At 64.2% G+C, this 17,990-nt stretch carries 19 protein-coding genes; 15 read left to right on the forward strand and 4 right to left on the reverse strand.

Features of this window, described 5'->3' with window-relative positions; all coding sequences use genetic code 11:
- Window positions 1-159 precede the first annotated feature (159 nt).
- The 3 genes from OGR47_RS02160 (at window position 160) to murI (ending at window position 4,414) form a co-directional block, all read left to right on the forward strand.
- The gene (locus tag OGR47_RS02160; protein WP_165052489.1) at window positions 160-2,484 is read left to right on the forward strand and encodes a TonB-dependent siderophore receptor; all 2,325 of its coding nucleotides are present in this window, start codon (window positions 160-162) and stop codon (window positions 2,482-2,484) included.
- A gap of 8 nt (window positions 2,485-2,492) precedes the next feature.
- Complete coding sequence (locus OGR47_RS02165; protein WP_165052487.1) at window positions 2,493-3,335, forward strand: DJ-1/PfpI family protein; 843 nt, start codon at window positions 2,493-2,495, stop codon at window positions 3,333-3,335.
- Window positions 3,336-3,613: 278 nt separating this feature from the next.
- Window positions 3,614-4,414, forward strand: a complete 801-nt coding sequence (gene murI / locus OGR47_RS02170; RefSeq protein WP_165052485.1) for a glutamate racemase — start codon at window positions 3,614-3,616, stop codon at window positions 4,412-4,414.
- On the opposite strand, the gene OGR47_RS02175 is transcribed toward murI, so the two are convergent.
- The gene (locus OGR47_RS02175) at window positions 4,393-5,619 is read right to left on the reverse strand and encodes a cytochrome-c peroxidase (protein WP_165052483.1); all 1,227 of its coding nucleotides are present in this window, start codon (window positions 5,617-5,619) and stop codon (window positions 4,393-4,395) included. The genes murI and OGR47_RS02175 overlap by 22 nt on opposite strands.
- A 155-nt stretch (window positions 5,620-5,774) precedes the next feature.
- On the opposite strand from OGR47_RS02175, the gene OGR47_RS02180 reads away from it, so the two are divergent.
- Window positions 5,775-6,155 carry a hypothetical protein gene (locus OGR47_RS02180; protein WP_165052481.1) on the forward strand — a complete coding sequence of 127 codons (381 nt, stop codon included), beginning with the start codon at window positions 5,775-5,777 and terminating at the stop codon, window positions 6,153-6,155.
- 41 nt (window positions 6,156-6,196) lie between these two features.
- On the opposite strand, the gene OGR47_RS02185 is transcribed toward OGR47_RS02180, so the two are convergent.
- Window positions 6,197-6,397, reverse strand: coding sequence for a CsbD family protein (locus OGR47_RS02185; RefSeq protein ID WP_165052479.1), 201 nt, complete (start codon window positions 6,395-6,397; stop codon window positions 6,197-6,199).
- Between the two features lie 230 nt (window positions 6,398-6,627).
- Between OGR47_RS02185 and OGR47_RS02190 the strand changes: the two genes are divergently transcribed.
- The 4 genes from OGR47_RS02190 to OGR47_RS02205 all read left to right on the forward strand — a co-directional run bounded on the left by OGR47_RS02190 (window position 6,628) and on the right by OGR47_RS02205 (window position 9,433).
- Window positions 6,628-7,791: a hypothetical protein gene (locus tag OGR47_RS02190; protein ID WP_165052477.1), complete on the forward strand. Its 1,164-nt coding sequence runs from the start codon at window positions 6,628-6,630 to the stop codon at window positions 7,789-7,791.
- A gap of 111 nt (window positions 7,792-7,902) precedes the next feature.
- Window positions 7,903-8,475 carry a GTP cyclohydrolase I FolE gene (gene folE / locus OGR47_RS02195; RefSeq protein ID WP_165052475.1) on the forward strand — a complete coding sequence of 191 codons (573 nt, stop codon included), beginning with the start codon at window positions 7,903-7,905 and terminating at the stop codon, window positions 8,473-8,475.
- A gap of 101 nt (window positions 8,476-8,576) precedes the next feature.
- A complete protein-coding gene (locus tag OGR47_RS02200; protein WP_165052473.1) occupies window positions 8,577-8,888 on the forward strand; it encodes a hypothetical protein in 312 nt (103 codons plus the stop codon).
- Between the two features lie 44 nt (window positions 8,889-8,932).
- On the forward strand, window positions 8,933-9,433 hold the full coding sequence (locus OGR47_RS02205) for a hypothetical protein (RefSeq protein ID WP_216697877.1): 501 nt from the start codon (window positions 8,933-8,935) through the stop codon (window positions 9,431-9,433).
- Between the two features lie 58 nt (window positions 9,434-9,491).
- On the opposite strand, the gene ubiB is transcribed toward OGR47_RS02205, so the two are convergent.
- Both ubiB and ubiE read right to left on the reverse strand, forming a co-directional pair.
- Window positions 9,492-11,054: a 2-polyprenylphenol 6-hydroxylase gene (gene ubiB, locus OGR47_RS02210; RefSeq protein ID WP_165052468.1), complete on the reverse strand. Its 1,563-nt coding sequence runs from the start codon at window positions 11,052-11,054 to the stop codon at window positions 9,492-9,494.
- Window positions 11,055-11,062: 8 nt separating this feature from the next.
- Window positions 11,063-11,833: a bifunctional demethylmenaquinone methyltransferase/2-methoxy-6-polyprenyl-1,4-benzoquinol methylase UbiE gene (gene ubiE / locus OGR47_RS02215; RefSeq protein ID WP_165052465.1), complete on the reverse strand. Its 771-nt coding sequence runs from the start codon at window positions 11,831-11,833 to the stop codon at window positions 11,063-11,065.
- A gap of 239 nt (window positions 11,834-12,072) precedes the next feature.
- Between ubiE and OGR47_RS02220 the strand changes: the two genes are divergently transcribed.
- From OGR47_RS02220 to OGR47_RS02250, 7 genes are all read left to right on the forward strand, one after another.
- A complete protein-coding gene (locus tag OGR47_RS02220; protein WP_246729702.1) occupies window positions 12,073-12,783 on the forward strand; it encodes a L,D-transpeptidase in 711 nt (236 codons plus the stop codon).
- A 73-nt stretch (window positions 12,784-12,856) separates the two neighbouring features.
- Window positions 12,857-13,726 carry a bifunctional DNA-formamidopyrimidine glycosylase/DNA-(apurinic or apyrimidinic site) lyase gene (gene mutM, locus OGR47_RS02225; protein ID WP_165052464.1) on the forward strand — a complete coding sequence of 290 codons (870 nt, stop codon included), beginning with the start codon at window positions 12,857-12,859 and terminating at the stop codon, window positions 13,724-13,726.
- Window positions 13,727-13,923: 197 nt separating this feature from the next.
- A complete protein-coding gene (locus OGR47_RS02230) occupies window positions 13,924-14,676 on the forward strand; it encodes an ABC transporter ATP-binding protein (protein ID WP_165052462.1) in 753 nt (250 codons plus the stop codon).
- A complete protein-coding gene (locus OGR47_RS02235; protein WP_165052460.1) occupies window positions 14,676-15,494 on the forward strand; it encodes an ABC transporter permease in 819 nt (272 codons plus the stop codon). The genes OGR47_RS02230 and OGR47_RS02235 overlap by 1 nt, the downstream gene beginning before the upstream one ends.
- A 132-nt stretch (window positions 15,495-15,626) precedes the next feature.
- Window positions 15,627-16,355: a TlyA family RNA methyltransferase gene (locus OGR47_RS02240; protein WP_165052458.1), complete on the forward strand. Its 729-nt coding sequence runs from the start codon at window positions 15,627-15,629 to the stop codon at window positions 16,353-16,355.
- A complete protein-coding gene (locus OGR47_RS02245) occupies window positions 16,352-17,614 on the forward strand; it encodes a class I SAM-dependent RNA methyltransferase (RefSeq protein WP_165052456.1) in 1,263 nt (420 codons plus the stop codon). The genes OGR47_RS02240 and OGR47_RS02245 overlap by 4 nt, the downstream gene beginning before the upstream one ends.
- 183 nt (window positions 17,615-17,797) lie before the next feature.
- Window positions 17,798-17,926 (forward strand): hypothetical protein, encoded by a 129-nt coding sequence (locus OGR47_RS02250; protein ID WP_255537318.1) that lies wholly within the window; start codon window positions 17,798-17,800, stop codon window positions 17,924-17,926.
- Window positions 17,927-17,990 lie beyond the last annotated feature (64 nt).

Consider the following 17,990-nt stretch of genomic DNA (forward strand, 5'->3'; position numbering starts at 1 on the left):
CGCGCTGAGAAGCTAATGCCGGATATGATAAAAATGCAACAGTCACGCAGAAGCCAGGGCGCACGCCTCTGGCGTTATCTCCATGAAAGCTTGGCTACCTAGGAAACCGCCTCCGGGATGCGGCAACTTCCCGACAAATGAGCGGATAGGAGGCCAACCTTGCTCGATCGCGATCTTTTCAAACATGTCAGCGCTGGCGTTTTGGCGCTTTGCTATTCCGGCGACGCGCTCGCCCAGGAGAATTTGCCGACGATCGAGATCGGCGCGCCGGCGCGGCCGGCAGTCGGTCGGGCGGCGGCGCCGGCGGCACAAGCGGCTCCTAATTCGGCGCCCGTCCGAGGCCAGGCGGAAAGCGGCCCGCCCGTCCGGCAGACGACCGCCGGACCGGTGCGCGGCTATCAGGCGCTCACCTCGCGCGCCACGCGCTTCGAGACGCCGATCAAAGAATTGCCGATGTCGATCGAAGTCATCCCGCGCAAGCTGATCGACGACCAGCAGGCGATTTCGCAAAGCGAAGTCTTTCGCAACGTTTCGGGCTTGCAGCCGGTCAGTCCGCTTTTTCCGGGCGGCATTGGTCCGAGCCTGCGCGGCATGCGGGCCGAGCGATATATCGACGGCTTGCCGAATTTTTATGATCTGGGCGTGCGCGATCTGCTCGCAAATGTCGAACGTATCGAGGTGCTGAAAGGGCCGGCGAGCATTCTCTTCCAGGGTGGCTCGAGCCCAGTTGGCGGCGTCGTCAATGTCATCTCGAAGCTGCCGACGCCGGATCGTTTTGCCGAGGCAGGGATTCGCACCGGCGGCTACAGCTATCTAAGTCCCTATGTCGATATCAATCAGCCGCTCACCGAAAACAAAAGCGTCCTTTTCCGGCTAACGGCGCAATATGAGACCACGGAATCGAACGTCGACGTCGTGCGGCGGCGCAGCTACACGGTCAATCCAACGATAAAATTCGCGCCGACAGACGCAACGTCGCTGACGGTGCAGGGATATATCACGCGGCGCGACCAGCCGGATTATCCCGGCTTGCCCGCGACCGGCACGATCGACACGGCTTTCTATTCCGTGCGTCCGCAAGCCTTTCTGTCAAATGCGGGCTTGCCGGCGTCTAGCACGTCGTCCTCGGGAGTCACGGTTCGTTTCGATCACAAATTCGACGAGACCTTTTCGACCTTCACCAGCGCGCGTTTTTCGTCCTCGAGCCTGTACGAGCCGTCGCAGATCCCCTTCGGCAATACGCCGACCTTCAATGCCGATTCTACCCTGCGTCGCCTTATTGGCGGGCCGAGCCAGTTTTATATGGCGAATACGATCATGGCCCAGCAGACGAAGGAAATTTCCGTCACATCGAATGTGATGGCGAAGTTCGACGCTGGTCCGACAAGGAACAAGCTCCTGCTCGGCGGCGATTTCAACCGCGTCTGGGACCAGGGCTATATGGCCGCCGCAAACGCCACCCAGCCTGATCCCAAAATCAAAAGCGTATTGGACTTTTTCGGGTTTGGGGTCTACGCGCCCTTCTATCCGATCCTCGTCGACTTCCGGGCGCCTGTCATCCCGCCCTATGCTTATCCGCTTCCCGGCCAGGGCGGTTACACCACGCTCAGCCGCATCAACAACGCCTACCAAAATGCGGGCGTGACGGCGCAACTCCAGTCTACGATCTTTGAGCGCCTGCATATTCTCGCCGCAGGCCGCGTCGCCTTCGTCGATATCTATTCGGAGGAAGGCGCCGCCCGGCCGCCGACCAGATTCAATTCGAGCCAGACGGCGTTTCTTCCGCGTGTCGGCGCTTTGTTCGACGTGACAAACTGGCTCTCGGTCTATGGCAGCTATGCGCAAGGCTTGCGGCCTGTCACCCTGTTCAATGGTGCCGGCGGCGCGGCGCCCAAGCCGGAGGGCTCCGAGCAATGGGAGGCGGGCGTCAAATTGGACGGCCCGATGGGCCTGTCAGGCACGCTCGCCTATTTCGACCTCAAGCGGACCAATGTGCCGATCACGCCGCCTGGCAGCCTGACCCAGCGGCAGTCGGGGGAATGGCATTCCTCCGGCGTAGAGGTGGATTTGGTTTGGCAGCCGACCGCCAGCCTGTCGTTCCTCGCGAGCTATGCGCATATCGACGCCAAGGTTTCAAAGGATTTGAATCCGAAGATTCAGAATGCGCCCTTGAACCTCGCGCCGCCCGACTCGGGCCGCTTGTGGGGGAACTACGCCTTCGACGGCTTTTTGCAGGGGTGGTCGCTGGGAGCGGGTCTCTATGCGGCCTCGGGACAGGTCATCGAGATCGGCCGGCCTTGGAGCACGAGCGGCTATGTCACATTCGACGCGGCTCTGACCTTCAAGCACGACAATTTCACCTTCTCGGTCAACGGTAAGAATCTCGCGGATCACCAGTATTTTGTTCAGTATCCGTATCTTTCCGGGCGTGTCATGCCGGCCGAGGGGCGGGCGTTATTCGCCAATCTTTCCGTTCGCTTGTAGGAGCGTGAATGATGGAAATCGACCGACGCCGAGTAGGAGAAGCGATCGCCGCCTTCGCAGCGCTTCTCGCCAGCGGCCGAGCGCCGGCTATGGGCGGCGAATCGCCCGGCCGGGTGGCGCCGTCGCATGACATGTCGGCGATGCCGGCCCACTGGCATGGCAAGGAGAGAGTGGCCTTCCTGATCTACCCCGGCTTCACCGCCCTCGACATGGTCGGTCCGCAATATATGTTCGCGAGTTTAATGGGCGCGAAGATCGACATCGTCGCGAAGTCGCTGGAGCCCGTGCGCAGCGACACCGGCTTGATATTCACGCCATCGAAGAAGTTCGACGATGCGCTGGTCGATTTCGATATATTTTGCGTGCCCGGCGGGACCCAGGGGACTCTCGCCGCAATTCGCGACGAAGCAACTGTCGCCTATGTTCGAGAGGCGGGCCAGCGAGCCCGCTTCGTCACCTCTGTCTGCACGGGTTCGATTCTGCTCGGGGCCGCGGGGTTGCTCGACGGTTATCGCGCCACCTCTCATTGGGTGACGAAGCCGTTGCTCTCCATCTTCGGCGCAACGCCGACCGATGGGCGCTTCGTAAGGGACCGCAACCGAATAACCGCGGAGGGCGTAACAGCCGGGCTGGACTTCGCGCTTTCGCTCGTCGCAGATTTACGCGATGAGAAATATGCCCAGGGCGTCCAGCTTCTCGCGCAATATGCGCCGGCGCCGCCCTTCAATTCGGGCGAACCCGAGACGGCCCCGAAAGACGTCACCAAGATGATCGACGGCATGTTTACTCAACTGAAGCAGGACATGCGCGAGGCGGCCGGCGCCGCCTATGCAAAATACAACAAGCCTTGAAGCTTCATTCGGCCTAACGGATACGTCGTCATTCCCGACGCTCGCAAAGCGAGTGATCGGCAATCCAGAGCAACCACTGCTATCTCGACTCTGGGTTCCCGGTCGGGCTTTCAGCCCGCCGGGAATGACGCCCCCCAAACGAACGGATTTCGAGTCTTACGTTTGCCGGTCTGGTTGGCCCGAATATTGATCTTTTGAAAGAAGCGCGCGATAGCCTCACCCTAATCTGGGGCTAAACCAGGGATGGCGTTCCGCCCCGCCGTCCGCTCGAGACGCTCATGAGCCGACCGCCCAAAATCCTTGTCTTCGACTCCGGCCTTGGCGGGCTCACGGTCTTCGCCGAGATCATCAAGCTGCGCCCCGGCGCGGATTACGTCTATTGCGCCGACGACGCCGGTTTTCCTTATGGCGGCTGGAAGGAGCCCGACCTCGTAAAGCGCGTCATGCAGGTGATGGAGACGCTCATCGCCGAACATGCGCCGGATATGGTCGTCGTCGCCTGCAACACAGCCTCGACCATCGTGCTGCCCGCTTTGCGGGACCATTGGCCGGAAGTCCCCTTCGTCGGCACCGTGCCGGCCATCAAGCCGGCGGCGGAGCGCTCGCGCTCCTATCTGATTTCCGTGCTCGGCACGCCCGGCACGGTGGCGCGCGATTACACGCAAAACCTCATCGCGCAATTTGCCGCTCATTGCCGCGTGACGCTCGTCGGCTCGGCCATGCTGGCGCGGCTGGCCGAAGCCCGTATGCAGGGGCAGGGCGTTTGCGACGAGGATATCGGCGCCGAGATCGCCCCTTGCTTCAAGGAGGAAGGCGGCGCGCGAACGGACGCCGTCGTGCTCGCCTGCACCCATTATCCGCTGCTCGTCGAGGATTTTCGCCGCCTCGCGCCCTGGCCCGTGGATTGGATCGACCCTGCGCCGGCCATTGCGCGGCGCGTCGATCAATTGCTGCGGGACGCGGGCTATGAGGAGACCTTCGCCGCGACGGGGCAGGCGCGCGCGGTCTTTACCAGCGGAACAACGCCCGACGCGCAATTGCGCGCCGCACTCGCGCGCTACGGCTTGGTCGCCGCCTGAGGCTTGTCGGTCAGGGTTTCGAGGAAAGCGACGATCGCGTCTACGTCTTTCTCGGAGAGATGCGGCTTCTGCCCTTGCTTGCGGTCGTAAGGGACCTCTTTGACGTTCACATTGGCGCGATATTCGGCCGGCAAATCGTTGAACTTCTCGGCCCCAGGGTACCAACGCGCCGGGTCGGTGTCGCGCGTCGCGTAGAAGGCCACGACATCGCGCAGCTTCGTGAATGCGCCATTGTGCAAGTAAGGCCCGGTCACCGCGATATTGCGCAGCGTCGGCACTTTGAAGGCGCCGCAGACGCTGCCGACGTCGAAGCCCGCGGGCGCCAGCTTCTCGAGGCCTGGCCGCTTGCAGAGGCCGAGATCGGGCGCATTCGCCGTGGCCACGATCGCCGGGTTCTTCGGCGCGCCCAGCGCGTCGTAAGTGAAGTCGGTGAAGAGCCAATCTTTCGGGTCGCGCGAAGCTTCCTTGCCGGCGTGACAGGCGAGGCAATTGCCCTTCTTGGGGTCTTTGAAAAGCTCGAAGCCCTTCCTCTCGATTGCCGTCAGCTCCGCGTTGCCGCGCAGATAGTCGTCGAACTTCGACGCGAACGGATGGAAGCGCGAGCTCGACTCATAGGCGACGACGGCCTGCGCCAGCTTCTCGAAAGCCGCGTCGGGATTGTCGAAAATCTTCTCGCCATAGACTTCCCTGGCGAGCCCGGCATATGCGCCGTCGCGCATGGCCTCCACCGCGAAACGCTTGGAGGGCGCGTTCATCTCCAATGGATCAAGCAGGGGGCCTTCAAATTGCGCCAGGAGGTCGCTGGCGCGCCCGTCGAGAAATTGACCCCCGGCAGGGATTTTCTCGACCTTGTCGGTCTCCTCGTCCTTGTCGTCGACAAAGCCGAAAGGCGGGGCGAAGGAAGCGTACATGATCGTCGGCGTATTGCGCTTGCCGAGCGAATTGGGCTGCGAGCCGCGCGCCACGGCGGGGACCGGCGAGCCATTGGCGCCCTGGAACGCCGTCGCCGCATCATGGCAGGATGCGCACGAGACGCCTGCGGGCCGAGATAGGGACTTGTCCTCGAAGACGCGCTTCCCAAGGCGCTCGACAGGCGTCAGGCCTGCCTCGTCGGAGTCGAGCGCCATGACGCCGCCAGGCGCGGGCCAAGTGAGCGCGGCAAGCGCAAAAATCAGGGCCCGGCCTTTGGAATAATGGGGAAGCATCGCCGCTCGCGTGTAAACTGCCTAGCTCGATAGTAGGAAGAGCACGTCGGGCGCGTCAATTTGGATAGCTTACATTCATTCCAGATAGGACTGCGCTTTGTCGTCGCGCCCCAGGCCTCGGGCTCGACGCGGAACAATCAATAAGGAAGGCTCGAATGCGCGAAACGAAGTTCACGTCGATTTGCCTGCTGGCGGCGTTCTGGGCCCTTCCGGCCGTCGCGGATGACTGTTCCGATCTCGAGGCGCAGGAGGCCAAGGTCGCCGCAGCGAAGAATTGCGGCGAGGCCCACAAGCTTTATGAAGCCTGTCTTTGGGGATCGACCGCTGACCTTCAGCGGGGCTCCGTGGTGACGGAGACTTGCGAAAAAGCCTTTCTCTCGACCCTAAGCGCCGCCCAGCAGAAAAGCTACAGCCGGAAAAAAGACGCCTGCGCAAAAAAATATCGAAATGAGTCGGGCACGATGTATCGTTCCATGGAGGCGGTTTGCATCGCCGACGCGGCCTACGACTATTGGAAGAAATACGGAACGAAATAAGCAATGAAAAAGGCGGCCGGTTCGCGCGGCCGCCTTCTGATTCAGTGCAGGGTCTTCAGCCACTCGTCGACGTTGCGCTTCGCCTGATCCTTACCAAGACCATATTTTTCCTGAATCTTTCCTTCGAACACCTCGCGATTGCCTTCCATCTTGTCGATGTCGTCGTCGGTGAGCTGCCCCCATTGTTCCTTGATCTTGCCTTTGAATTGCTTCCAGTTGCCTTCAATGCGGTTCCAATCCATGTCGGGTCTCCTGATCGCTTGGCGGACTCTTGGGAGGCCGCCGCTGGCCCCAAAACGCTCGCGCCGCGACGACGTTCCGGCGGCACCTGGGCTTAAGAGGCGAATAACCGCCACAATTTATGGTTTCGATTCGGGAACCGAACTAGCTGGATCCGGGCCAAGGCCAAGGACCGGCATTTGAAATAAGCGCCCCATCAAGGCGGCGCTCGACGTCAGCTAAGTGAGTAGCCATGACCCAACAGGCCGACGACAAGGAACTCATGGCGGCTTTCGCCGAGTTCAAGGAACTCTTGCAGCGCGAGACCGAGCCGGTCGGCGCTTCCAAGGCGCCTGCTGTCAGCCTCGCGCTCGAAACAAATGTCGCGACGCGGGACGGCGCGGCTCTGGAGGCGCCGCGCCTTCTGGCCGTCGACGCCCCTGTCGCGCGCGCGCCCGCGCACAATTCGGCGCCGCCGCCGATCGCGCCTGCGCTGAGCGCGGCGGACGGCTGGTCGGCGATTCCCTCGGACGAGGCCGAGGCCATCGCCTCCGAGAATGAGACGGGCGGCGGCCGCCGCAAGCTGATTTATCTTTCGGTGGCCGTTGTCGCGGTCGGCGTGGCGAGCCTTGGCTGGACGCTGACCAAGTGGCGTCCGGCGGAGGACCCGGCGGTCGCCGACCTAAGCTTGCCGGCTGAACCCGAGGCCGCCGATCAGGCGGCGCTCGAGCCGCCCGCCGCCGTCGATCCCATGAAAGACGCTTTGCCCGCGGTAGAGGCTGCAACGACCAACAGGGCCGAATTGACGCCCCCGCCTGCGGCAGAGGCGCTGGCTCACGAACAGGCGCAGCCTGCGGAAGCGCCCGCGCCCGAAGCGGCCGCTGCGCTTCCCGAGGCCGCTGCTCCGCGGCCGGCCCCCGCGCCAAGACGGGTAGAGGCGGTTTCGGCGCCGCCGGCCGCAGCCGAGGCTGTCGCGCCTGTGGCGGCCGCCGCCGCGGCGGGCGCTGCGGCCCTGCCGCTCGCGTCTACCGGCGCAGGCGGAGCCGCGAGATTGACCCCGCCTTCCGCGCCGAGAACAGCTTCGCTGCCGCCAGCGAACCGTTTCACTCCGCCGGAGCCCGTGACGCCCGCGGCGGAACCGGCCCAAGCCGCGCCCAAGGCGCCCGCGCCGCCCAAGGTCGCGAAACCGAAGCCGAAGCCCGCGCCGGTCGTCGCCAAGCACGCCAAGCCGCGTCCGTCGCCGGCGGAGAGCGCGCCCGTGGCCTCGACGGCGCCTGTCGCCGCGGCGCCCGAGCCCGCTCCGCCGCTTCCGGCCGCGCCGCAGAACGAGGGCGGTCCTTTCGGCTTCGTCAAGCGCACCTTCAACTCCGTGGGCTCCACCATCGGCGGCGTCGCCCGCAGCGTGATCCCGCAGTAAGCCCTCGGTCCTGTTGCTAAATCAGCCGCTCCGTCGCAAGGTGAAGGCGACGGGGCGGTTTTTCTTTTTGAGAGAGCCCGACCCCGGCAAGCGGCCCGGAGAGTTGAAGCAATGGCCAAGCCGACCCAGACGGACGCAGAAGCGGCGGTGCGCGTTCTCATCGAATGGGCGGGGGACGACCCCGATCGCGAGGGGTTGATCGAGACGCCGGCGCGGGTCGCGCGCTCCTACAAGGAGCTGTTCTCCGGTTATGAAATCGACCCGCGGGACTATCTGCAGCGCACGTTTGAAGAAGTCGGCGGCTATGACGAGCTCGTGGTGCTCAAGAACATTCGCGTCGTGAGCTTCTGCGAGCATCACATGCTGCCGGTTTTGGGCCGCGCCCATGTCGGCTATCTGCCGACGAACCGCGTGGTCGGCATTTCGAAGCTAGCGCGCGTGGTCCACGGCTTCGCGCGGCGTCTGCAGATTCAGGAAAAGCTCACGGCCGAGATCGCCGCCGCCATTCAGGACATTCTCAAACCTGCGGGCGTCGGCGTCGTGATCGAGGCCGAACATAATTGCATGACGCTGCGCGGCGTGAACACGCCGGGCTCTCAGCTCACGACGAGCAAGCTGCTCGGCGTCATTCGCGACGATCCGCGGACGCGCGAGGAGTTTTTGGAGCTGGTGCGGGGGGCCTGAGGCCGCTCCATTTGAACGCCCTCTCGCGCCTGCCTTTGCCCAGGAACATCTCCCGCCGCATCGCGTTAACTCGCCACTTGCTCGAACCGTCGGAGGCGGCAATGGCCGAGGAACGCAGTGTGCAACAGCGCCAACACAATGGGCATGGCGAGATTTCGGGCGCGATCGCCGATCAAGCGTCGACTGCAGCCGAGCAGATGGGACGGGCCGTCCAGCAGGGCATGGGCCGAGCCAATGCGGCGCTCTCCGCCGTCTCGGAGCGCAGCGGAGAGGCGGCGCAGCGCACGGGCGAGGTGCTCGGCAATTTCCGCTCGGCCATCGAAACCTCCGCGCGTTCGCAGCCCACGACCACCGTCATGCTGGCGGCGTTTGCCGGCTTCGTCTTCGGCGCCTTCTGGAGAATGGGCAGATAAGGCGATCGGCGCGTAAGTCTTTCATCCAATCGCGGTGACGTCTCATGTTCGAGCCGATGATAAAAAGGGCCGAGAACGCCGTCGGCGCCACGATCACGCGCCTCTCCGGAAATGCGATGGCGGCGGTTCCGCTGCTCCTCGCTTTCGGCTTCGCCCTGGCGGCCGCGGCCTATTGGGCGAATGAGGAGCTCGGTCCGCTTTTTGGCAATCTCGCAATTGCGGGCGTTTTTCTCGTGGTCGCCCTCCTCGTCTATGCCTATGCGAGACGGCGGGAGGCGGCGCAGCAGGCGCGCGCGAGCGCGGAACTGGCGGCGCTCACCGAAGCTTCGCCCATGACCGCAATCACGCGCGCCTTGCAGTCGTCCAATGTCTCGCAGGCGCTGTACGACTTGGCGAGAAACGCGGCGCCGACCGCGGCGAAGACGGCGGCCGTCTCCGCATTGCGCGCGGCCCCACGAAACCTGCCGCTGCTTCTCGGCGCCGGTCTCGGGCTGATGGTGGCGTCGCGGCTTGTCGACGCCTGGACCAACGGGCGGCGGCATTAGGCGCAATGGACCGCGAGCCTTCAGACTCGCCCAAAGATGCGAGGCTCGCGGTCCGTAGCTAGCCGAATAACCACGACGCCAGCATCGTGAGCGCGGCGAGCCCGATCAGCAGCCGGTTGCTCGCCTGTCGCCGGGTATCGGCCATCGAGTCCAATGCGTGTTGCGAGAGATCGACGCCCTCTTCCGCGATGCGGGAGACCCGCTCGATCGCCCTTTCGGCGTCGGCAAGCGTCTTCGGGAGATGCGTTGCAAGGCGCGCCAGTTCCGCGATGCTCTTGCCCGCGTCTTCGAGCTTCGCCTTCGGCCCGAGATTTTCCTCGATCCACCCGCGCACGACGGGGTCGCAGGTTTTCCATATGTCGAGCTTGGGATCGAGCGTGCGCGCGACGCCTTCCGCCACGACCATGGTCTTTTGCAGCAGGACCAGCTCGGTGCGCGTGCGCATGTCGAAGAGCGCCGTGACCTCGAAGAGCAGGGTCAACAGCCGCGCCATGGAAATATCCGAGGCGTTGACCGTATGCAGCGGCTCGCCGATGGCGCGCAGCGCCTGCGAGAACTCCTCGATCGAATGTTTTGCCGGCACATAGCCGGCCTCGAAATGCACCTCGGCGACGCGCCGATAGTCGCGCGTGATGAAGCCGTAGAGAATTTCCGCCAGGAAGCGACGCTCCTTGTCGCCGAGCCGGCCCATGATGCCGAAATCGATGGCGACGAGACGGCCCTGCTTGTCAACGAAGAGATTGCCCTGATGCATGTCGGCGTGGAAAAAGCCGTCGCGCATGGCGTGGCGCAGGAAGGACTGCAGCACATGGGCGCCGAGCGCTTTGAGATCGTGGCCTTCGGCGGCGACGCGCTCGAGATCGGAGAGCGGCGCGCCGTCGATCCATTCGAGCGTCAGCACCTCGCGCGCCGTGCGATCCCAATCGACATGCGGCACTTTCATATCGGGATCGTTCGCGACATTCTCGGCGAATTCGGACGCGGCGGCGGCCTCCAGCCGGAAGTCCGTTTCCAGCTTCACCGTGCGCGCGAGCGTATCGACGACCTCGATCATGCGCAGGCGACGGCCTTCCGACGACCAGCGCTCCGCCACGCGGGCGACCATATACATGTCGCGCAGGTCGCGGGCGAACTGGCCTTCGACGCCTGGGCGCAGCACTTTCACCGCGACCTTGCGCGGCTTTCCGTCGTAGAGCGCGGTGGCCATATGCACCTGCGCCACGGAAGCGGCGGCGACCGGCTCGCTGAGGCTCACGAAAATTTCGTCGACCTTCCTGCCGAGCGACTTTTCGATGATCTTGATCGCCTTCTCGCGGCCGAAGGGCGCCATGCGATCCTGCAGCGCCGTGAGCGCGTCGGCGATCTCCCCGCCGACGACATCCGGGCGGGTCGCGAGGAACTGGCCGAGCTTCACATAGGAAGGGCCGATCTGGGAGAGGGCGCGCACCAGCGCGGCGCCGGCGTTCTCGCCCTTGCCCGTCGCGAAGAGATTGGCGATCCGCACGAGCGGGGCGGCGGCGGGCGGCAGAAGATTGGGGTCGAGCGACGTGAAGACCCCTTCGCGCGCCAGAATATAGCCGGCGCGCGCCAGTCGCAGGAAATTGCCTGTTTGAAGGAGCATCCGCCGCCTTAATACTTCCAGCCGGAATGGATCGCGACCACGCCGCCGGTCAGCCGCTCATAGCCGGTGCGCCGGAAACCCGCCTTGCGGATCATGCGCTCGAATTCGTCGGCGGCGGGGAACTGGCGGATCGACTCGACAAGATAGCGATAGGGCTCGCCGTCGCCGGCGACCAATTTGCCCACGGCGGGGATCACATTGAACGAATAGGCCTCGTAGATCTTGTCGAGGCCGGGCACATTCACCTGCGAGAACTCGAGGCACAGAAAACGCCCGCCGGGCTTGAGCACGCGATAAGCCTCTTCGAGCGCGACCTGGATGCGCGGCACGTTGCGGATGCCGAAGGCGATCGTGTAGGCGTCGAAGTGTTGGTCCGGGAAGGGCAGGGACTCCGCGTTGGCCTGAACGAATTCGAGCTTTCCGTCGATGCCCTTCTCGCGGGCGCGGTCGCGGCCGACTTCCAGCATGTCGCCATTGATGTCGAGCACGGTGATCTCGGCGTCGGCGGCGGATTGGCGGGCGATGCGGAAGGCGATGTCGCCGGTGCCGCCGGCGACGTCAAGATGCTTGAAGCCCTTGCGATTGCGGGCGTTGATCTTGCCGGCGAAAGTATCCTTCCAGAGCCGGTGCAGGCCGCCGGACATCAGATCGTTCATCACGTCGTAGCGGCGGGCGACCTTATGGAAGACGTCGTCCACGAGGCCCTGCTTCTCGGACAGCGGCACCTCGGAGTAGCCGAAATGGGTCGGGCCCTCTCGATCGGAATGGGAATCGGTCATTTAACGCTCGCCTGACATTGGAAGATCGGGGGTGGATATAGCCGCTTGCGGGCGGGATGGCTATGGGCGGGGGCGGGGGCGGGGGCGGAACCGGACAGTGCGCCTTCGCCCGTGCGTGGTCGGGCCGGAAGGCCCGCGGTCCTTCTACGGCTGCAACTCATTTTATTTACCAGCTTCGTTTATGGTGAATCGTGATCGGGCCTCCGGTAAACAAGCGCCCGCGCGTCAAGGCTTTGGTAATGCGTCCCATGTTCACACGGCGTATTTTCTCTTTTTCGCTCTTGTCCTTCGGCGCCTCGGGCCTCACCGGCTGCTATGCGCCGCGCCTCTTTGCCGAGGGCGACGCCGCCCCGGCTGGCCGCGAACTCACGCGCACCCTCGCGCGGCCCAATTACGCCGCGACTTATGGGCCTTATCCGGGCGAGCGCTTCGCGGTGCCGGCCGTGAATTATCAGCGCATCGACCCGAGATTCCTGCGCCAGACTGTCGACTATCCATGGGAAGAGCCGGTCGGCTCGGTCGTCGTCGACCCCGGCTCCTATCACCTTTACTTCGTTGAGTCGCCCGGTCGCGCGACCCGCTATGGCGTCGGCGTCGGTCGCGAAGGGTTCGGATGGGCCGGTCCAGCGCGGATCAATATGAAAAGAGACTGGCCCGACTGGGTGCCGCCGCGCGAGATGATCGCGCGCGACCCGGAAATTGCGGCGCGTCTGGAGCCCACGTCGCGCGGCCTCGGCGTGCGGGGCGGGCCGTTGAGCCCCTTGGGCGCCCGCGCCATGTATCTCTTCGGCGAGGGACGCGATCTCGGCTACCGCATCCATGGCACGTTGGAGCCGGAGACGGTCGGCACGAATGTTTCGTCCGGCTGCGTCCGCATGATCAACCAGGACATCGTGCATCTTTACACGCGCGCGGCTATCGGAACCCCCGTGACGGTGCTGCCGACTTAGGCTAGCGGGTGTGGCGGGCAATTTGCTATTGGGTTTCCAAGGGTGCCGCCCCGAAGCGTGATTTGTAGATAGAATGCCCGAACTTCCCGAAGTCGAAACCGTCCGGCGCGGACTTTCGCCCGCGCTCGCTGGCGCGCGTATTTCGCGCGTCGAGCAGCGGCGCAAGGATTTGCGTTTTCCGTTTCCGCCCGATTTTGCCCCACGTCTCGCCGGGAGGCGCATTCTCGATCTCAGGCGCCGCGCGAAATATCTCCTTGCCGATCTCGAACGGGCCGAGACGCTCGTCATGCATCTCGGCATGAGCGGCTCCTTCCGCGTCGACGGCGATCTTCCGGGGTTCTTCCACCATCCGCGCGACAAGAGCGCCGCGCATGACCATGTCGTCTTCCACATGGAGACTGGCGCGCGCGTGACCTACAACGATCCGCGCCGTTTCGGCTTCATGCTGCTCGTTCCGACGCCAGAGCTCGATTCCCATAAGCTCTTCAAGGGCCTGGGCGTCGAGCCGCTGGGCGAAGCGCTCGACGCGGCGTTTCTGGCGCGCGCCTTTCGGGGCCGCGCAGCGCCGGCCAAGGCCTTGTTGCTGGATCAACGGCTTATCGCCGGGCTCGGCAATATTTACGTCTGCGAAGCGTTGCATGGGGCCGGGATTTCGCCTTTGCGCGAAGGGGGCAAGCTCGTGACGGCCGCCGGCAAGCCCACGGCCGCGCTCACGCGCCTGCCGGAGATCATCAAAAACGTGCTCGAAGCGGCGCTGGCGGCGGGCGGCTCGTCACTGCGCGACCATCGTCAGGCGGATGGGTCTCTGGGCTATTTCCAGCATTCCTTCCGGGTCTACGACCGCGAAGGCGCCGCCTGCCCGACGAATGGCTGCAAAGGGACGATCGCGCGGGTCGTGCAGTCGGGCCGGTCGAGTTTCTACTGCCCTGTCTGTCAGAAGTGACGCCCCGTCATTGCGAGCGCAGCGAAGCAATCCAGGGCCGCGATGGCTGCCCTGGGTTGCTTCGTTGCTACGCTGCTCGCAATGACGAGTTTGCGCGTTTGCCAATCTATAGCCGAGATCCAGCCCTGCGGAATTGTCCCGAAGCGGCGCCCCGGCGGCCTTGCCCGGGCCGCGCGGGCGGGCCATAACCTCTCCCCATGTCCCCCTCATCGCTCGAGCCGGCGCTTTCGGTTCACGGCCTCCGCAAGACCTACGGCGAGCGTAGCGTCGTCGGGCCGCTCGATTTTTCGCTGTCGCCGGGCTCGGTCACGGCGCTCCTTGGCGGCAATGGCGCCGGCAAGACGACGACGATCGGCATGGTCATGGGGCTGATCGAGCCCACGGCCGGCTTGATCCGCATCTTCGGCCATGATCTGCTGCGCGAGCGCTACCAAGTGCTCGGCCGCATGAATTTCGAGAGCCCCTACGTCGATCTGCCGCATCGTCTTACCGTGCGGCAGAATTTGCGCGTCTTCGGCCTGCTTTATGACGTGCCCGACGTCGACGCGAAGATCGAGGAGCTTGCCGAGGCCCTGGCGCTCCGCGAATTCCTTGACCGCCAGACGGGGCGCCTCTCGGCCGGCCAGAAGACCCGCGTCGCCATCGCCAAGGCGCTGATCAATGATCCGCAATTGCTGCTGCTCGACGAGCCCACCGCCTCGCTCGATCCCGACACGGCCGACTGGGTGCGCGCGCGGCTCGAGGCGCATCGCGCCACGCATAATTGCGCCATCCTGCTTGCCTCGCACAATATGACCGAGGTCGAGCGGCTCTGCGATCGTGTGCTGATGCTGAAGGAGGGCGTCATCTTCGACGAGGACTCGCCCGCAAATCTTTTGGCGCGCTATGGCCGCGATAATCTCGAAGAAGTGTTTCTCGACGTCGCGCGCGGCCGCGCGGGGGCGGCGTGATGCGCGACGCTTTCTCGATCAAGCGCGTCGGCGCCATGCTCCTGCGCTACAGCTATCTGCTGCGCGCTTCTTATACGCGCGTGCTCGACATCATCTATTGGCCGTTGGTGCAGATGCTCACCTGGGGCTTTCTGCAATCCTATCTCGTGAAGGCGGGCGCGCTTCAGGCGCCGGGCGGAGCGGCGCAGGCCGCGGGCACGCTTATCGGCGCGATCCTGCTCTGGGACATTCTGCTGCGAGGCCAGCAGGGCTTTTCCTTTTCTTTCATCGAGGAGATGTGGTCGCGCAATCTCCCCAATATTCTCATGAGCCCGCTGCGGCCGCCGGAATTCATCATCTCGCTCATTCTCATGAGCATCCTGCGTCTCTTCGTCGGCGTCGTGCCGGTGACGCTGATGGCGATCCTGTTCTTCGGCTTCAATCTCTGGGCGCTCGGCGTCGCTTTCGGCGCCTTCGTCATTGTGCTGATGTTCTTCGCCTGGAGCATCGGGCTTTTGGTGTCGGGGATTTTGCTGCGATACGGATTGGGCGCGGAAAATCTCGTGTGGTCGCTGATGTTTTTCGTGCAACCGCTCGGGGCGGTCTACTATCCGGTCTCGACCTTGCCTTTCTGGTTGCAGCCGATCTCATGGATGCTGCCGCCGACTTATGTCTTCGAGGGATTGCGCGCCGTGCTGATCGAGCATGTCATTCGCTGGGATCTGCTGGCGCAGGGCTTGGCGATCGACGTCGTGATGTTCTCGCTCGCCGCCTTCGCCTTCGGCCGTTTGCTGAAAAGCGCGCGCCGCGCCGGCACGCTGCTGCAGACGGGAGAGTGACGCAGCAATGCTAGCCGTCATTGCGAGGAGTGAAGCGACGAAGCAATCCAGGGCAGCTACAGCGGTTCTGGATTGCATCTTTTCGCTCGCAATGACGGGCTCGGCTACGAAGCAACAAACCGGATCACCATAATGGCAACGAAACGCGCCGATGCGGCGCTTCACGAATGGGGCTATTTCGAAAGCCGCGCCAAGGCGCGCGAGGCGATCGAAGCCGGGCTCGTGACCGTCGATGGGCGCGTCGTCGCCAAGCCCTCCGCGCCGATTGCGGAAGGCGCGACGATCAGCGCCGCCGCGCCTTACCCTTGGGTGTCGCGCGGCGGCGTGAAGCTCGCCCATGCGCTCGACGCCTTCGGCGTCGATCCGCAAGACCGCTATTGTCTCGATGTCGGCGCCTCGACGGGCGGCTTTACCGACGTGCTGCTGACGCGCGGCGCACGGCATGTCGCGGCGGTCGATGTCGGGCATGATCAACTGCACGAGAAGCTGCGCAGTGACGCGCGCGTCACGTCGATGGAAGGTCAGGACGCGCGCACATTGACGCTGTCGCAGCTTCACGAAGCGCCATCCTTGATTGTCATGGACGCCAGCTTCATCTCGCTTTCGGCGCTGCTGCCCAATGTGCTCACTCTCGCCGCGAGTCAATGCGAGCTCGTCGCGCTCATCAAGCCGCAATTCGAGGCAGGCCGCGCAGCGGTGAAGAAAGGCGTGGTGCGCGACGAGAAGATACACGCCGAGGTCTGCGACAAAGCGAGGCGTGAGATCGAGACGCTCGGTTGGCGCGTCCTTGGCGTCGTCGCCTCGCCCATCGAAGGCGGCGATGGCAATCGCGAATTCCTCATTCACGCGGCCAGACCATGAAAAAGCTTTACATCGAACGTCTCGGCCTTCGCGGCGAGGGCGTCGCCCTCGATGGCGATGCGCGCGTTTTCATCCCCTATGCGCTGCCGGGCGAGACAGTGGTCGCTGAGGTCGAGGGCGATCATGCGCGGCTCGTCGACATAATCGAACCGTCGCCCGATCGCATTGCGCCCTTTTGTCCGCATTACGCCCATTGCGGCGGCTGCGCCGTGCAGGCCTTGGCGCCCGCCGCCTATGCCGAATGGAAGCGCGGCCTCGTCGTGACGGCGCTGCGCAACGCGGGCCTTTCTTGCGAGGTTGCGCCGCTTGTCGATGCGCATGGCGCCGGGCGCCGGCGCGTAACCTTCCATGCGCGCATGGAGAAAGGTCATGCGCGCGTCGGCTTCATGGCGGCGCGTTCGCATGAGATCGTCGAGATCGAAAGCTGCCCGCTGCTCGTTCCCGAGCTTGCGGGCGCGCTGCCGGCGGCGCGGACGATTGCGCAAATCCTCGCCGCGCGCGGCAAGCCGCTCGATCTCTCCTTTACGTCGACGCTCGACGGCATGGATGTCGATCTGCGCGGCCCCGGCCCGCTGGAGGAACATGAGACGAGCGCGCTCATCAAAGCGGCTGAGGCGCATGACCTCGCGCGGCTCTCGAACCACGGCAGGCTGGTGGCTCTCCGCCGTCCGCCTGTCGTGCAAATCGGCCCCTTGCGCGTTCCCGTTCCGCCGGGATGCTTTCTTCAAGCGACGGAAGCGGGCGAAGAAGCGATCGCCGCGCGTGTGACGGCAGCGGCCAAGGGCGGCAAACGCGTCGCCGATCTCTTCTGCGGCGTCGGCGCCTTTGCGTTGCGCCTGGCGCAAAACGCGCGGGTCTCCGCCTTTGATTCCGCCGCAGACGCTGTGGAAGCCATGTTCGCGAGCGCCCGCAACTCGGAGGGGCTCAAGCCGCTCGACGGCGCGGCGCGAGACCTCTTCGAGCGCCCGCTTTCTGTGCAGGAGCTCGCGCCCTTCGATGTCGTGGTTTTCGATCCGCCGCGCGCGGGCGCCCAGGCGCAGGCGCGCGAAATTGCCAAATCGGCGGTGAAAACGGTGGTCGCCGTATCCTGCGGCGCCCAAAGTTTCGCGCGGGACGCCGCAATTTTGCTCAACGGCGGGTACTCACTGTCCCCCGTGACGCCCATTGATCAATTCCGCCACGCGCCCCATGTCGAAACTGTCGCGGTTTTTTCGCGGGGAGATGGGCAGAAGCGGGTAAAACGGGCTCTTCTAGGGTGAAACCCTTAATTTTTAGGTAACGTTCCTGTGACGAGAATGTCTCAAGGAACGGGGAAAACGACTCGTTGGATAGGATCAGAAGCGGAGCCGGTTGCCGACGAAAAGAATCAGGCATAGGATTTGCTGATGTTCCTGGGTGTAGACGGAAATCGAGTGATTTCCGGGAATTGGAAGGAGATGGTCATGATGAATGCGCTGATCGCCGCAGCATTGTGCAGTGTCGTCCTCGCGAGTGCGCCTGCCGCGGCGCGCGCTTACGTCTACGCCCGCAAGAAGGACGCTATGGCCCGCCGGCGCCGCAATTATTACTAAGGCCCGGCTTAACCCGAGGGCGCTTCTCTGTCTCAGAGTGATTGGTTCGACGCGCCCGATCTCT

Source organism: Methylocystis sp. MJC1 (genome assembly GCF_026427715.1).
In the GTDB taxonomy this organism is placed as follows: Bacteria; Pseudomonadota; Alphaproteobacteria; order Rhizobiales; family Beijerinckiaceae; genus Methylocystis.